Annotated in this window: 14 protein-coding genes; 8 read left to right on the forward strand and 6 right to left on the reverse strand. The window is 58.8% G+C overall.

Features of this window, described 5'->3' with window-relative positions:
* The 6 genes from FJD38_RS07615 to cobG all read right to left on the reverse strand — a co-directional run bounded on the left by FJD38_RS07615 (nucleotide 1) and on the right by cobG (nucleotide 6,306).
* Nucleotides 1-732 (reverse strand): hypothetical protein, encoded by a 732-nt coding sequence (locus FJD38_RS07615; RefSeq protein WP_146384711.1) that lies wholly within the window; start codon nucleotides 730-732, stop codon nucleotides 1-3.
* A gap of 24 nt (nucleotides 733-756) precedes the next feature.
* Entirely contained in the window at nucleotides 757-1,551 is a 795-nt protein-coding gene (locus tag FJD38_RS07620; protein WP_146384713.1) for a hypothetical protein, read from the reverse strand.
* A 391-nt stretch (nucleotides 1,552-1,942) separates the two neighbouring features.
* Nucleotides 1,943-3,619 (reverse strand): precorrin-3B C(17)-methyltransferase, encoded by a 1,677-nt coding sequence (gene cobJ, locus FJD38_RS07625; RefSeq protein WP_146384714.1) that lies wholly within the window; start codon nucleotides 3,617-3,619, stop codon nucleotides 1,943-1,945.
* The gene (locus FJD38_RS07630; RefSeq protein ID WP_411172336.1) at nucleotides 3,616-4,350 is read right to left on the reverse strand and encodes a precorrin-2 C(20)-methyltransferase; all 735 of its coding nucleotides are present in this window, start codon (nucleotides 4,348-4,350) and stop codon (nucleotides 3,616-3,618) included. Before FJD38_RS07630 ends, cobJ begins: the two co-directional genes overlap by 4 nt.
* The gene (locus FJD38_RS07635) at nucleotides 4,347-4,973 is read right to left on the reverse strand and encodes a precorrin-8X methylmutase (protein ID WP_122785008.1); all 627 of its coding nucleotides are present in this window, start codon (nucleotides 4,971-4,973) and stop codon (nucleotides 4,347-4,349) included. Before FJD38_RS07635 ends, FJD38_RS07630 begins: the two co-directional genes overlap by 4 nt.
* Entirely contained in the window at nucleotides 4,966-6,306 is a 1,341-nt protein-coding gene (cobG, locus tag FJD38_RS07640; protein WP_280116026.1) for a precorrin-3B synthase, read from the reverse strand. The genes FJD38_RS07635 and cobG overlap by 8 nt, the downstream gene beginning before the upstream one ends.
* A gap of 303 nt (nucleotides 6,307-6,609) precedes the next feature.
* Here cobG and cbiE point away from each other — a divergent pair, with 303 nt between their 5' ends.
* The 8 genes from cbiE (at nucleotide 6,610) to FJD38_RS07680 (ending at nucleotide 15,060) form a co-directional block, all read left to right on the forward strand.
* Nucleotides 6,610-7,821: a precorrin-6y C5,15-methyltransferase (decarboxylating) subunit CbiE gene (gene cbiE / locus FJD38_RS07645; RefSeq protein ID WP_146384719.1), complete on the forward strand. Its 1,212-nt coding sequence runs from the start codon at nucleotides 6,610-6,612 to the stop codon at nucleotides 7,819-7,821.
* Nucleotides 7,814-8,911: a cobalt-precorrin-5B (C(1))-methyltransferase gene (locus FJD38_RS07650; RefSeq protein WP_146384721.1), complete on the forward strand. Its 1,098-nt coding sequence runs from the start codon at nucleotides 7,814-7,816 to the stop codon at nucleotides 8,909-8,911. The genes cbiE and FJD38_RS07650 overlap by 8 nt, the downstream gene beginning before the upstream one ends.
* Nucleotides 8,908-9,627 carry a cobalt-precorrin-6A reductase gene (locus tag FJD38_RS07655; RefSeq protein ID WP_146384723.1) on the forward strand — a complete coding sequence of 240 codons (720 nt, stop codon included), beginning with the start codon at nucleotides 8,908-8,910 and terminating at the stop codon, nucleotides 9,625-9,627. The genes FJD38_RS07650 and FJD38_RS07655 overlap by 4 nt, the downstream gene beginning before the upstream one ends.
* A gap of 122 nt (nucleotides 9,628-9,749) precedes the next feature.
* A complete protein-coding gene (locus FJD38_RS07660; RefSeq protein ID WP_146384725.1) occupies nucleotides 9,750-10,151 on the forward strand; it encodes a DUF2946 domain-containing protein in 402 nt (133 codons plus the stop codon).
* Between the two features lie 49 nt (nucleotides 10,152-10,200).
* Complete coding sequence (locus FJD38_RS07665; protein WP_122785014.1) at nucleotides 10,201-10,695, forward strand: copper chaperone PCu(A)C; 495 nt, start codon at nucleotides 10,201-10,203, stop codon at nucleotides 10,693-10,695.
* A 20-nt stretch (nucleotides 10,696-10,715) separates the two neighbouring features.
* Complete coding sequence (locus FJD38_RS07670) at nucleotides 10,716-11,117, forward strand: DUF2946 domain-containing protein (protein ID WP_122785015.1); 402 nt, start codon at nucleotides 10,716-10,718, stop codon at nucleotides 11,115-11,117.
* Between the two features lie 88 nt (nucleotides 11,118-11,205).
* On the forward strand, nucleotides 11,206-13,284 hold the full coding sequence (locus FJD38_RS07675; RefSeq protein WP_146384727.1) for a TonB-dependent copper receptor: 2,079 nt from the start codon (nucleotides 11,206-11,208) through the stop codon (nucleotides 13,282-13,284).
* A gap of 399 nt (nucleotides 13,285-13,683) precedes the next feature.
* The gene (locus FJD38_RS07680; protein ID WP_146384728.1) at nucleotides 13,684-15,060 is read left to right on the forward strand and encodes a PepSY-associated TM helix domain-containing protein; all 1,377 of its coding nucleotides are present in this window, start codon (nucleotides 13,684-13,686) and stop codon (nucleotides 15,058-15,060) included.
* Nucleotides 15,061-15,141 lie beyond the last annotated feature (81 nt).

Raw genomic sequence — 15,141 nt, forward strand, 5'->3', positions numbered from 1 at the left:
CTAACCCACAGACACTGAAGGGGAAGAGGAAGAACCCCACGGCATGACCAGGCTCGTCCGTTTCAGCATGAGCTTCTCGTCTATTGTCTCCCGCAATTGGCTGTACATACGCTCATTGAGGCTATAGGTGTAGCCGTGCACCCCTATGCTACTGTCAGGCGCGGTGAGAATACTCTGGCTCAGGAAGTCCTCTGCCAACACGGTGTGGGTAACAAAGCGCAACATCAAAGTATGCAACAGCAGGTCCGAGTCGATCAGCGCCAACTTGATACACACCACCGACTCATCAACCCCGGTGCAGTCGGGTGTTGGATCCTGCACCGGCTGAATACGGCGTACCACATGCTCACGCCATACCATACGGGCGAGGTCTGTTGGCGCAGAGAGTTGAAGGTTTGAAACCAGATTTGAAAATGCCACGCCAATCCGGAATTCAAACAGTCGGGCACTTTCAGTCATCAACACATTGACGACATCTAAGCTCTGAGCCCCCTGTTGCTCGCTGTACGGTTGATGGAGTGTCGTCCATGACAAATCTGCCAGGACTGACTGATAAGCGCTCTCTCGCTCAGCGTATTGCGACGCCAAGGGAAACTTGAACTGGGCACTCAATTGCGCCAACAACAACGAACTGACGACGTCAGCGTGCCTCTGCAACGAAATCGGCACGTCGAGTAACGGTGTCATTATTATTCCGGCATTCACACTCATGTGTCCAAGAGCAATAGTCATGCAGGAGCTCCTTGGAAGGCCGAATTAAATTTCGATTTTTTCGATACGCTTCTTGGTCGTGAAGGCTAACTTTTCGCTGATGGTCTGGCGAACGCCTGCATAGACTTTTTGGTTAAGCGTGGTGTTGCTGGCCCCGGCATATAAATCGACACTGTTATGACTCCACTCCCAAAAAAGCACCTTGGTCACGCGTTTTGGCGAGGTGAAGTGAAAGGACGACTTGATCATTAATACTTCGCCATCCGCCGTACCAATACACGGCAATATTTGAAAATCGCCACTCTCGTTACCTCCCGCCTCGTTTTCGAACAAGGCCAGCGCTTTAGGGTTTTTTTGCAACGCCTTGAAGACCACCGTGACAATATCAAGCAAGACTTTATTGACGCCGATAACGCTGGAGATAATATCCAGTGCCACTTGATCCATGGTGAACTTTTGTTTCAACCCGGTGATCTTCTTCAAGGATTCATTGGTCGTTCCCCACCCACACAAAGCCAGCACGTCACTGTGGAAGTCAAACCGCTCTTGCCTGTATAACTTTTTATCTGGAAAGGCCTTGTCCGTTGCCATTTGTGCAAATAACACGCAATCCTGTACGTCCTGCTTCTGCTGAGGCGTCAAGCCACCCACAAAGGAAAGCACACTGTTGCCCGTTACCAATGCACTCTGGTCTGTCCCGCTCCCATGAATGTCTGCTGTACTTCTTGACGGCTGAATCCGCCATTGCGTACTGGAAGTCGCATCGTTCAGTTCAAGATTTTCGATTGCCGCAATGCGTGCTTCATTACTAAGGTCGGTGCCCGTCATTTCAATAGCCATATCACAACTCCAAAGTTTACGGATTAATATCAGCCTCCCTCGCCCCCTGCTGGAGGCAAGTAACAGAAACACTAGATAATCAGCCCGCAACCTTCCACTGCCCTTCCCAACGCCTGACAACCATATAAAGTTACAGTTAATAGTAGATAAACCAAAACAGCGGAAATACATTTCAAAAAAACAGGTTATTTATCAATCCCGCGCCGACAAGAGCGCATTGCCTTTAAAAATAAAACCAAATGTATATAGAGCAGATAAATACCTATTCATGCCAAACATTACCGCTCAACCCCATTGAAAAAATTACTTTTCTAAATACAGGGGAGATTTATCTGACGGAATATCAATAAGGATGCAGCGAAATGGCCCCATTGCGGAGCCATTCTTTCAGCTAGGGTTTTTCACCGTACCAACGTGGCGTGTAAACCCAGTCAGCGCCATGGGCACGCGGGAAGGTGCAGGTCGTGGATGAGCCAATCAACACCATCGTGCGCATGTCGACCTGATCCGGAGTCAATTCGCCGAGTGTGGTGATACGCAGCGTCTGGGCTGGGCGACCCACATCACGCCCCAGTACCACTGGCGTGGACGGCGTGCGATGACGTGCGACGATTTCCAGCGCAACCCCCAGTTGCCAAGGGCGCGAGCGAGAGATCGGGTTGTAGAACGCTAACGCCAGATCCGCTTCTGCGGCCAGATCCAGGCGTTTTTCGATGATGCTCCAGGGCTTCAGGTTGTCGGAAAGCGACATGACACAGAAGTCATGCCCCAGCGGCGCACCCGCCAGAGCCGCCGTCGCCAGTGAAGCAGAGACGCCCGGCAGCATTTCCAGATCAACACTGTGCCAATGCGGGTTGTCGGATTCGTGCAAGGCTTCCAGCACGGCGGCCGCCATAGCGAAAACCCCCGGATCGCCCGACGATACCACCACCACTGAGCGCCCCTGAGCGGCCAGTTCGAAGGCATGCCGCGCTCGCTGCATTTCTTCGCGGTTGTCCGTGCAATGCATCACCTGATCATTACGAAACGGGCCAGCCATGCGCACATAGGTTTCGTAGCCAAGGATGTCATTGGCTCTGGCAAGTTCTGCCTTGACTGCCGGAACCATCAGCTCTGCGGCACCTGGCCCCAGACCAATCACGGCCAAACGGCCTCGCGCGCGGCCAATCTGTGAGACGTCTAGCGGCGTGGGTGCAATGCCAATTGCAAGGTGTTCGCCCTGTTCCTGCCAGACCAGAGAGTGTGGGCCGACGGGCTGCTCATCGGCAGGAACAAAACGCAATGGCACACCCAACTCGACCGCCGCTTCGTGCAACTGCGGGCTGGCCATCAGCGTTTCGGCCGCAATGATGCACGACAACGACTGCCAAGCCAGTGTTGCTTGATGCAGGGCCTCACGAATCACCTGCGCCCCGACAGCGTGCTTGACCTTCACCACAACTGTACGCGGATAGATCATCAGCTCATGGGCAGCGGGTTCACGTTCCGCATGGCCGATATGAATGGCCAAACGCGCCTGCGGGTTTTCAGGCAACTGTGCCCGAGCCAGCCAAGGGGCATCGCCTTCAATGCGTACCGACTCACCGGCCAGCAGGTCTGAAACAAAACGCTTGCCCACCTCCAGATCGCCGAGGGCATAACCGCTGGGAGGATTAAGTAAACAGGTGCCAAAGCGCAACTCACCGCTGGTCGTGATCGCTGGCGTAACGCCCAGTGCTGCGGCAATTTCGCGGGCCAGATCATTGACCCCGCCCAGACCGCCGAGCAACGGCACCACCGCGCTGGCGTCCTCAGCCACCGCCAGAACCGGCGGTTCGACACCCTTTTCGAGCAGCAAAGGCGCCAGTGTACGGATCACAATACCGGCCGCACACAAGGCAATTATCGGTGTGTCTTGCTGATACAACTGACGCAACGTGGCACCAAAATCGCTGTACGTTCTGTCAGCCCCCTCAACACGATGCTCAAGCCCATAGATCAACGCGTCAGGGTAACGCTGCTGAATACGCTGAGCAGTGATCAGGCTGCCATTGCCCAGAATGACAATGGCCGGCGCTGCACGACTCATCCTTGCCACCGTTCGCCGGGCACGATAATCAACGAGAAATACGGCGATGACATGGGATCAACCTCGTTGAACGGGACGATTTTTTGATTGCTCATGGTGGCGCGTTCCACATACAACGCGCGCTCGGCCAGACCCAGTTCGGTCAACACCTCCCGCACTTTGTGAAAATTGCGGCCCAACTTCATGATCACCGCAGCGTCGGCATCGGCCAGACGGCGTTTGAGCTCATCGTGTGGCAAAACACCCGATAGCACAGACAAGCTCTGGTTGCGGTATACCAAGGGCACGCCCAGCACTGAGGCGCCGCCCAGCATAGAGCACACGCCGGGCACTACCTGCGCTTCAAAGCGATGCGCCAGACGGTCGTGCAAGTACATGTAAGAGCCGTAAAAGAACGGGTCGCCCTCACAAATCACCGCCACATCGCGTCCGGCGTGCAGGTGCGCCGCCACGTCTTCGGCCGCCTGATCGTAAAAGTCGCTAATGACTTGTTCGTATGACAGGGGTTCGGGCAGCACTTCTGTGGTCACCGGATACACCAGTGGCATCAAGTTTTGTGCGTCTTGCAGATGCGCTTCGATGATGCCAAAAGCGTTACCTTTTTTACCTTTGGCGACGAAATACGCCACCACGGGCGACTCTCGCAGCAGGCGCAAGGCTTTAACGGTAATCAATTCCGGGTCGCCCGGGCCGACGCCCAGGCCAATCAAACGTCCAGGCGCAGTCATCATTCGATCTCCGTGGCCAAGGCATTGACTGCGGCCGCGGCCATGGCACTACCGCCACGTCGGCCTTGCATGATCACAAACGGTACGCCTCGGCTATCCGCCGCCAGCATCGCCTTGGATTCGGCAGCTCCCACAAAACCTACCGGGAACCCCAGAATCAAGGCTGGCTTCGGCGCTCCGGCGTCGATCATTTCCAGCAGGTAGAACAAGGCCGTTGGCGCATTGCCAATCACCACGACACTGCCTTCCAGATACGGACGCCACAGCTCAAGCGCCACTGCCGAGCGGGTATTGCCCTTCTCCAGTGCCAGCTGCGGTACACCCTCTTCACGCAAGGTACAAATCACCGGGTTATTGGCCGGCAAGCGTGTGCGGGTGACACCTTCGCTCACCATCCGCGCATCGCACAAGATGGCAGCACCCGCCGCCAGTGCATCACGCCCCGCCTTGCCTGCGCCCGGCGAAAAACGCAGGTCTTCAATAGCGTCCACCATGCCGCACGCGTGAATCACTCGCACCGCGAGCTTTTCAAGGTCGGCCGGAATGCTCTGAAGGTTCGCTTCGGCACGAATAATGGCGAACGAGTTGCGATAGATCTCTTGACCATCGCGGATGTAATCAATCATCGGTGTTGCTCCGTTGGCGAGCCTCAAGCCAGGCGCCCGCCGCTTCAATAGTAAGGTTGCGCTCACACAGAACGCCGAAACCGGACTGTCCTGGGGTGCATAAATAAAGGTCGTAGTGACCGGGCGCTACGGCCAGCAACGTGACCGGCGCCACATGGGCTGCAGCGCAAGAACGCGGGCAGCCAGTCAGATGAACACCGAGGGGTTGCGACAAGAGGGTCGCGAGCTGGCGTGCATCCTGTTTGGTGTCCGCCATGCCCTTGGCACAGGCGCTGGAGCCCGTGCAAGCGATCAGGTGTGCCAGCGGGTTCTGCGCATCACCGAGCAAACCCAAGGTCTGCAGGTGGCGAGTTACCCCAGGCGCATTCTCAGCCCGTATGTTTGGCAACAACACACTTTGCCACGGGGTAAAACGCAAGGTGCCATCGCCGTAATCGTGGGCGATCTGCGCAAGCCCCCTGAGCATCGCTGCGCTCAACCGCCCCAAAGGTGCAACTGCACCGACAGATGTCAGGCCCGCCTCACGCTGTGGATAAGTTCCCATAGGCAACGCCAGTGGGTTGGCAGGGCGACGCCATCGTGGGACGGGCGTAATCGATACGCTCAGACGCAGTGCCAGCTGTTCGACAAACGTCTCCACGGGCACGGTTTGGAGAAGATGACGCATGCGGATGTCTTCGGGACGCGCCAGATCAAGAAATAGCAGCAATACCGCCAGGGCCAGCTCATGCCCCTGTTCAATGGGCACAGCACCTAATGCCGGACCTCGCGCTGGCGACCCTGCGAGACCAAAGGCCCACTGCAATTGCCCATCATGTTGGATAGCAGACAGCCACAGATCGTGATGATGCTCCAGCATCGCCAAGGCTTCCCCGCCATCCAGTTGCAGTGCGAACTTGGCCGACAACTCGCTAAAACGTGGAATGCCTTCAAGGCTGGCAAGCAACTGACGTGCCAGTGGCCACGTGTCGATCAAGTGATCGCGATCAATGCCGGCAGAGGGACTGAGCATCAGGTTGCGCACATCGTCACTGGCCGCGTTGGCCGGGCCAAGCCCGGCCGCCAGCAAGGGTGCGATCAACGCCGCATGCTCAGATGCGGCGCCACGGATGCCGCGAATTTGCAGGTTGCTCCGGTTGGTCGCCTCGATCACACCGCTGCCATAGCGCAACGCGACGTCAGCCACGGCGTGGGCTTGCGCGACGGTGATTGAGCCACCTGCCAGTTTGACCCGACATATCCCGCCGTCCATTGCCTGCACGATGCGCAATAACCCCGGGCAAGCCGAGGGACGCACAGGGGTCGTGACAGGAGTTTCAAATGGCAAGGTCAAAAGTCGATCCAAAGCAGGCAATGAGCTATTGCAGGTCGCGCATTATGCCTGCTTTGCACGACTGCATGAAAAGCTTGCCGGACGGAATGACACTGCCTTGAGGATCAGTTGTGGCCATACCGGCCCAAGCCTGTTCATGGCCTGCACGATGGAGGCATGAACAGGCTGGCTACTCAGCGGCCGGCTGAAGGGGCTACAGAGTGATGACAGGCATCCGCTGATACCCCTCAGGCGCGCTATCATGCGCGCTGTTTTTGCCTGTAAGCGCGGGCAAATGATTTTAGGTTCAGCATGAGGATTGGCATGTCACCCTGGCTAACAGTTGTAGGCATCGGTGAAGACGGTTTCAGCGGTCTGGGTAAAAACGCCCGTCGGGCATTATTGAGCGCGACGACGGTGTTTGGCGGCCCGCGCCAGCTCGATCTGTTGGCGCCCTGCATTCGCGCCGAGCGTATGACCTGGCCAAGCCCCTTTTCGCTGGCCCCCGTGCTGGCGTTACGCGGCCAGCCGGTCTGCGTGCTGGCCAGTGGTGACCCGATGCTGTTCGGCGTGGGCGCCAGTTTGGCCCGCGTCGTGGCCCGTGACGAGATGCATGTCTTGCCCTCCCCCTCGTCCTTTTCCCTGGCCGCGGCGCGGCTGGGTTGGGCCTTGCAGGAGGTCACCACGCTGTCTGTGGTGGCGCGGCCAATAGCGGCACTCAATGCCCATTTGTTCAGTGGCGTACGCCTGCTGGTGTTGAGCAATGACGCCAGCAGCCCGGCAAGCATCGCGGCCCTGCTGCGTGAGCGCGGCTTTGGCCCGAGCCACATGACGGTACTGGAACACTTGGGAGGCCCTGGCGAGCGTCAACTCCAAAGCAGCGCCACTGACTGGGACGACGTCTGCGTGGCCGACCTCAACCTCGTGGCCATCGACTGTCGCGCCGACGCCACGGCCCACCCCTTGTCGCGCATCGGTGGCCTGCCGGACAGCGCATTCCACCATGACGGCCAATTGACCAAACGTGATGTGCGCGCCATCACCCTCGCCCGCCTCGCCCCCTTGCCCGGCCAACTGTTGTGGGACGTAGGCGCAGGCTGCGGTTCGATCGGTATCGAATGGATGCGCACGTTCCCGAGCTGCCGCACGCTGGCGATTGAAGCAGATCCCGGTCGTCAGCAACTGATTGAGCACAACCGCGATGCCTTGGGCGTACCCGGCCTGCACCTGATTCGCGGTAAAGCGCCTGAAGCCTTGCAAGGGCTGGAACGCCCGGATGCGATTTTTATCGGCGGCGGCGTAACCCGCGAAGGCGTGCTTGAGACGTGCTGGCAACAACTCAAGCCCGGCGGGCGCTTGGTGGCCAATGCCGTGACTCTGCAAAGTGAAATGCTGCTGATGAGCTGGCGTGAGCGCCACGGCGGCGAGCTCACTCGCATTCATATTGCTCAGGCTCAGCCGTTGGGCGAGTTCGACACCTGGCGTCAGGCGTTGCCAATTACCCTTTTAGACGTGATCAAACCCCTCGATGCGTGAAGAAACCGCTGAACAACCCGCGCCCCTTCGCAGCGGCCTGACCACTGGCAGCTGCGCCACGGCCACCAGCCTGGCGGCGGCGCGCCTGTTACTCAGTGGTGTGTGCCATGACGCCGTTGAAATCACGCTGCCCAAAGGCAAAAAAGTCCAAATGCGCCTGGAGTTCTGCCGCCTGCACGCAACCGGCGCCGAGGCCGGGACAATCAAGGACGCAGGCGACGACCCGGATGTCACCCACGGTGCATTGCTGTTTTCTCATGTGCAATTGCGCGCCGAACCCGGCATCGGATTTGTCGCGGGCCAAGGCGTGGGCACAGTCACCCGGCCGGGACTGGTGCTGGCCGTGGGCGAGCCGGCGATCAATCCGGTGCCCCGTAAAATGATCACCGAACACTTGCTGCAACTGGCCGGCGAACACAATTACCCCGGCGGGTTTGAAGTCACTGTCAATGTGCAGGATGGTGAGGCACTGGCATTGAAAACCATGAACCCGCGCCTGGGTATTTTGGGCGGCCTGTCGATTCTGGGCACCAGTGGCATCGTTCGGCCTTTTTCCTGCGCGGCTTACATCGCCTCGATCCATCAGGGCATCGACGTCGCCAAGACCAACGGGTATTTGCATATCGCTGCCTGCACCGGCAATGCCAGTGAGGACACGATACGCCGGGTCTATAACCTGCCGGAAATTGCCCTGATCGAAATGGGCGACTTCGTCGGCGCAGTGCTCAAACACCTGCGCAAAGTGCCTGTGGATAAGTTAAGCCTGTGCGGGGGGTTCGGCAAAATCAGCAAACTGGCCGCTGGCCATATGGATTTGCACAGCCGCCATTCCAGCATCGACTTGCCACAATTGGCCGAGTGGGCGGCCGCCATTGGCGCAAGTGCCGAACTGCAAGACGCCATCCGCCAGGCCAACACAAGCCAGCAGGCCTTGGCGATGGCCAGCGCCCAAGGCATCGCACTGGGCGATGCCGTGTGCCAACACGCATTGAATTTCGCTCGCAGCGTGGTGCCCGCCTCAGTGCAGGTGGAAGTCTTTGCCATCGACCGCCAAGGCGGGATTGTCGGCCATGCCGGAGTGTTTGAATGAAGCGCATTTTATTGCTCGGCGGCGTGACCGAAGCGCTGGCCATCGCCCGCACCTTGGGCCCGCAACATGTGTACAGCTTGGCCGGAGTGGGCCGTGTGCCGACTGATCTGCGCTGTGAGGTGCGGGTGGGTGGCTATGGCGGAGCCGAAGGGTTGGCGCAGTACATTGATGAGCAGGGCATTGACCTGCTGGTGGATGCGACCCACCCCTACGCCGCACAAATCAGCCAGAACGCTGCCCGTGCGGCGCAGCTCAGCGCCATCCCGTGCTGGGCGTTGCGCCGTCCGGCATGGCAACCCCAGCCCTGTGATGACTGGCGAGAAGTGGCCGACTGGGCTGAACTTGTCGAGGCACTGAAGCCCTTTCACCGCCCCCTGTTTACGCTGGGCCGGGAGCCGCTGGCCCATGTCCATGAAATTCCCGACAGCCAGTTCTGGACTCTTCGCGCATTGGACGTCTACCCCGGCAATGCCCGCTGTGAGGTGATCGGCGCACGGGGTCCCTTTGTGCTTGAGGACGAACGCCGTCTCTTCGAGCATCGCAGCATCGATGTACTGATCAGCAAAAACAGCGGCAGCAGTGCCACAGAGCCTAAACTGCAAGTTGCCCGCGAGCGGGGCATTCCGGTACTGGTGCTTAAACGACCTGAACTGCCCAAGGTTGCCCGGGAGTTTTATACGACACACGCGCTGATCAGTGCACTGAGCACCCCATAACGGTTTCAGAAAAAACCATCGACTATACTTACGCGACATTTCGCCACACAAATGGGCTTTTTACTTACACCGATCATTCAGGCTAAATAGCGCGCTTGATCGCTCCACTCACGGAATTCGTCATGCCTCGACAACGGTTTGCATTTGCCTGGATCGCCTGCTTTGCAGTGCTGTTCAACATGCTTGCCATGTCGATAATGAACGGCTCGATGGCGCAAACCCGTGAAGGCCCGGTCGAACAATTTATGATGAGCAGCTTCTGCACATCGATGGGCACCAAAATGGTCGCCGTGTCGCTCGGGACTTTCGAGGCCAGCGACTCACAAGATGACCATCACTCGACCATGCAGCACTGCTGGTGCTGTTCGGGCTCAGCCCCTGTGGTGGCGTTGCCTGCGCATATTCCCAAGCTGTATTTTGCGGCCATAGAACATGGCCATAGCCAGATCCCTGATCACCTCAAACGCCCTACTCCGCGCCAGCAATGGCCGAGCCTCAACCCCCGCGCTTCGCCTCTGGTCTGATTCCTCCTCGCAACCTTTTTTGCGTTTTGAATCGTTCCGGAGAATGACCATGTTGAACCTGTCGATGTTCAAGCACGCTGCTATCGCGGCGGCTTTGCTGATGCCTGCCTGTTTCGCCAATGCCCATCAATACAAGGCTGGCGACCTCGAAATCACCCACCCGTGGTCTCAAGAACTTCCGCCCAACGCCCCCACGGTGGCGGCGTATTTCGTGATTCGTAATACCGGCAACACGGCAGACCGTCTGCTGGGCGTCGATACGCCCATAGCCGAAAAGGCCGAGTTGCATCAGCACGTCATGCAAGGCGATCTGATGAAGATGCAGCCGGTACCGAGCGTTGAAGTGGTACCTGGAGGCTCCGTAACATTTGCCCCAATGGCCTACCACGTGATGCTGGTCGGCCTCAAAGATCGCAGCCTGCTCAAAGACGGTGAACGCTTCCCGATGACCCTGCACTTTGAAAAAGCAGGCGACTTGAACGTTGAGGTCAAGGTGCAGAAGCAACCACCTGCTAACGCTTCAGAGCACGCCCACACGCACTGACCGCAAAGCGTTTGACGCCGATGCGCTCCCATCGCGCCAGACACACCCGACCGGCCCTTCGTGGCCGCTGGTTAGGTCTGTTTGCCATGCTGATGATTTTTATCGGCCCGCTGATTTCCCAAGCGGTGCCGATGGATCATCACGCGTCCATGAAGATGGACATGCCGATGGGTATGTCCATGCCGGCGCATGCCGAGCATGCAAAGCATCAACAGCCCGCGACTGAGCATCATGCCCTTTGGGAAAAGTGCGGCTATTGCACGCTGCTGTTCAGTTGCCCGGCCCTGCCCGGCAGCCCAAACCTGTCGCTGCACAGCGCACCAAAGCTGAGCCGCTACCTGGCGGCCAACCCACGCTTGGGCCATGCCCGACAACCTGTGTTTCTCGGCGCGCGTTCCCGGGCGCCCCCCACATTGCACTAAGCACCAACACAACTAACGCTCTCTGGCCCATTGGTAAGAATCTGCCGATGCATGGTCGAGTTGTATTCGCTTGAAAAGTGGAATGTTTATGTCCCGTTTTACTGCTGCCCACCGTTTGCCTCGCGCGCAATCGGTGCTGCCTTTTACCTTGAGCGCCCTGTGTTGCGGGCTGCTGGCGCCGGTTGCGCTGGCTGATGAACACGCAGGCCATGCCAATGAACTGAGCCCGACCGTAATTACGGCCATTGCCCCCAGTTCCCCCCTGACCATCGTCACCAACCCCAAAGACCCGCGCCAACCGGTGCCCGCAAGCGATGGCGGTGACTACTTGAAGACGATTCCTGGCTTCGCCCTGATCCGTAATGGCGGCACCAACGGCGATCCGGTGTTGCGTGGCATGTTTGGCTCTCGCCTGAATATCCTCACCAATGGCGGCATGATGCTCGGCGCCTGCCCGGGCCGCATGGACGCACCCACGTCCTATATTTCGCCCGAAACCTACGACAAACTCACCGTCATCAAGGGCCCGCAAACAGTGCTATGGGGCCCCGGCGCATCGGCTGGCACCATCCTGTTCGAGCGGGAACCGGAGCACTTTGGCGAGTTGGGCACGCGGGTCAATGCCAGCCTGCTGGCCGGCTCCAATGGCCGCTTTGACAAGACCATTGATGCTGCTGCCGGAGGGCCGCTGGGCTATGTACGGGTGATTGGCAACACGGCCCACTCCGACGATTACAAAGACGGCCACGGCAACACCGTGCCGTCGCGGTATGACAAATGGAACGGAGATGTTGCACTCGGCTGGACGCCGGACGCTGACACGTTGCTTGAACTCACCGCAGGCAAGGGCGACGGCGAAGCACGCTCGGCGGGTCGTGGCATGGATGGCAGCCAGTACAAGCGTGAAAGCTTGGGCCTGCGCTTTGAAAAATCCAATATTGGCGAGGTCCTCGACACCCTCGAAGCGCAGGTCTACTACAACTACGCCGACCACGTGATGGATAACTACACCCTGCGCACCCCGTCGGGCACCGGCATGATGGCGGGGCCGATGGCCAGCAACGTAGATCGCCGCACGCTGGGTGCCCGCATCAAGGCCACCTGGCGCTGGGCCGATTACCAGTTGATCAGCGGGATTGATGCCCAGACCAATGAGCACCGTAAACGCTCAGGCATGGGTATCGACACGTACAAGGAACAAAACTGGAGCAAGGACGCTGATTTCCACAACTACGGGGCCTTTGGCGAGCTGACCTGGTATGCCGCCGAGCATGACCGCGTGATCACGGGTGCGCGACTGGACCGTGCATCGGCCAAGGATTACCGCGCCCGGATCGGCTCGGGGATGATGAGCAAACCCAACCCGACCCTCGACAAAACCCGTGCCGACACACTGCCCAGCGGCTTTGTGCGATACGAACACGACATGGCCGACAGCCCGACCACGGTGTATGCAGGCTTAGGTCATGCCGAGCGCTTCCCGGATTACTGGGAGTTGTTTTCACCGACCGCGGGGCCTGCGGGTTCGGTGAATGCATTCGATGCCATAAAACCCGAGAAAACCACCCAGCTGGACATGGGCCTGCAATACAAAACCCGCGACCTGGAAGCTTGGGCATCGGCCTACATCGGCGTAGTCCATGACTACATATTGTTCGACTATGCCCCCGGTTATTCTCAAGCGCAAAACATCAACGCGCGGATCATGGGCGGTGAGTTCGGTGCGGCCTACGCCCTGACCTCCAACTGGAAGGCAGACGCAACGCTGGCTTATGCGTGGGGCAAGAACACCACGGACGGCAAAGCACTGCCGCAAATGCCCCCGCTGGATACCCGCCTGGGCCTTACCTACAGCGAAGACAACTGGAGTGCGGGCGCGCTGTGGCGCGTAGTGGCGCAACAGGACCGAATCGACCGCAACGCGGGCAACGTGGTGGGTAAGGATTTCGACAAAAGCGCAGGTTTTGGCGTGTTTTCGTTGAACGGGGCTTACCGCATCAACAAGAACCTCAAGGTCAGTGCTGGTGTGGACAACTTGCTGGACAAGAATTACAGCGAGCATTTGAACATGGCGGGCAACGCTGGTTACGGCTACCCGGCCAACGACCCGACGCCCATCAACGAACCGGGTCGTACGCTATGGACCAAGGTTGATGTGAGCTTCTGATCCACCGCTTGCCCTCACCCCAACCCTCTCCCGGAGGGAGAGGGAGCTGATTGGCGATGGTCTTGATACCGCGCATGGTCAGTCCCTTCTCCCTTTGGGAGAAGGAGCTGATTGGCGCTGTTCTTCAGACCGCGCACGGTCAGTCCCTTCTCCCTTTGGGAGAAGGAGCTGATTGGCGCTGTTCTTCAGACCGCGCACGGTCAGTCCCCTCTCCCTTTGGAGAAGGAGCTGATTGGCGCTGTTCTTCAGACCGCGCACGGTCAGTCCCCTCTCCCTTTGGAGAAGGAGCTGATTGGCGCTGTTCTACAGACTGCGCACGATCAGTCCCCTCTCCCTCTGGGAGAGGGCTAGGGTGAGGGTCTCAAAAACAACTAGGTATTCACTCGCGGAGCCGCTCACATGAGCCAACCCACACCGTCTTTCTACAACCTGGCCTGGCGCTGGCATTTCTATGCCGGGCTGTTTGTCGCCCCCTTTATGATCCTGCTGGCCCTCACCGGCATCATTTACCTGTTCAAACCTCAGCTCGACCCCTTGATGTACGACCACCTGATCAACGTCCAGCCTGGTCATCACACCTTAAGCGCTGACAAACAGCTCACCCTCGTGCAGGCCAGTTATCCACAAGCCCACATCAGTCAATACCTGCCACCGATCAACCCCGAACGTAGCGCCCAGTTCGTGCTGCACAACAATGGCCGCGAACTGAATGTGTTCATCAATCCCTACAGCGGCGCCGTACTCGGCCAGCAGGATGCCAAGCTCAACCTGCAGGCCGTGGCTCGTGCGCTGCATGGCGAGTTGATGATCGGCACCCTCGGCGACCGCCTCATAGAACTCGCCGCCGGCTGGGGGATCGTGCTGATGGTGTCGGGCATGTACCTGTGGTGGCCACGCGGGCAATCAGCCGCCGGGGTTTTATGGCCCAGGTTTAGCCGCCGAGGCCGGGTGTTGTGGCGTGACCTTCACGCTGTCACCGGCTTTTGGGGAGGCGCCCTGCTGCTGTTCATGCTGATCAGCGGCATGACCTGGACCGGCTTCTGGGGCAAGCAGTACGCCGACTTGTGGAACCAGTTCCCGGCGGCCATGTGGAACAACGTGCCCGCGTCCGATCTCGAAGCCCGCAGCCTCAACTCGGCCGCCCGCCAGACCGTCCCCTGGGCCATGGAAAATACGCCGATGCCGGTCTCTGGCGCCCACGCCGAACACATGGGCCACGGCGCTCACTCAAGCGGCCCGGCCGCACCCGGTGTGAGCTTGCAAGAGGTGTATGAAACCGCCACCGCACGCAAGGTCGAACCCGGCTACAGCATCACGTTGCCGACCACGGCTGAAGGTGTTTTCACCATCGCTGTATTTGCCGACGACCCGCGCAACGACGCCACCTTGCATGTCGATCAATACACCGGTGAAGTACTGACTGATGTGCGCTGGCAGCATTATGGCAACGTCGCCCGGGCCACCGAAATGAGCGTCATGCTGCACGAGGGCAAACTGTTCGGCTCGCCAAACCAAATTGCGATTTTGCTGGTATGCCTGATGATTCTGCTGAGTTCGGTCAGCGGGTTGGTGATGTGGTGGAAACGTCGCCCTCAAGGGCGCCTGGGCGTGCCGCCTCTGCGCCATGATTTGCCCACCTGGAAAACGGGCATCTTCATCATCCTTGCGCTGGCCATTGCCTTTCCGCTAGTGGGTGCCTCACTGATCGCCGTTTGGTTACTCGATCGCTTGCTGTTGCTTGTTCGGGCAAAACAGCCACATGAGGCCCATTCATAATAAAGATTAGCCATCCGAGAGGTGCATTCTAGAGCCTTGTCTATACTGGCGCGCCAGTATCAGACAATACGTAGCTGTTAC

Source organism: Pseudomonas saxonica (assembly GCF_007858365.1).
Taxonomy (GTDB): Bacteria; Pseudomonadota; Gammaproteobacteria; order Pseudomonadales; family Pseudomonadaceae; genus Aquipseudomonas; species Aquipseudomonas saxonica.

Coding starts and splice junctions, on each gene's coding strand:
- FJD38_RS07615 (WP_146384711.1), bottom strand. CDS start 732: ATGACTATTGCTCTTGGACACATGAGTGTGAATGCCGGAATAATAATG.
- FJD38_RS07620 (WP_146384713.1), bottom strand. CDS start 1,551: ATGGCTATTGAAATGACGGGCACCGACCTTAGTAATGAAGCACGCATT.
- cobJ (WP_146384714.1), bottom strand. CDS start 3,619: ATGAGTCGTGCAGCGCCGGCCATTGTCATTCTGGGCAATGGCAGCCTG.
- FJD38_RS07630 (WP_411172336.1), bottom strand. CDS start 4,350: ATGATGACTGCGCCTGGACGTTTGATTGGCCTGGGCGTCGGCCCGGGC.
- FJD38_RS07635 (WP_122785008.1), bottom strand. CDS start 4,973: ATGATTGATTACATCCGCGATGGTCAAGAGATCTATCGCAACTCGTTC.
- cbiE (WP_146384719.1), top strand. CDS start 6,610: ATGTCACCCTGGCTAACAGTTGTAGGCATCGGTGAAGACGGTTTCAGC.
- FJD38_RS07650 (WP_146384721.1), top strand. CDS start 7,814: ATGCGTGAAGAAACCGCTGAACAACCCGCGCCCCTTCGCAGCGGCCTG.
- FJD38_RS07655 (WP_146384723.1), top strand. CDS start 8,908: ATGAAGCGCATTTTATTGCTCGGCGGCGTGACCGAAGCGCTGGCCATC.
- FJD38_RS07660 (WP_146384725.1), top strand. CDS start 9,750: ATGCCTCGACAACGGTTTGCATTTGCCTGGATCGCCTGCTTTGCAGTG.
- FJD38_RS07665 (WP_122785014.1), top strand. CDS start 10,201: ATGTTGAACCTGTCGATGTTCAAGCACGCTGCTATCGCGGCGGCTTTG.
- FJD38_RS07670 (WP_122785015.1), top strand. CDS start 10,716: ATGCGCTCCCATCGCGCCAGACACACCCGACCGGCCCTTCGTGGCCGC.
- FJD38_RS07675 (WP_146384727.1), top strand. CDS start 11,206: ATGTCCCGTTTTACTGCTGCCCACCGTTTGCCTCGCGCGCAATCGGTG.
- FJD38_RS07680 (WP_146384728.1), top strand. CDS start 13,684: ATGAGCCAACCCACACCGTCTTTCTACAACCTGGCCTGGCGCTGGCAT.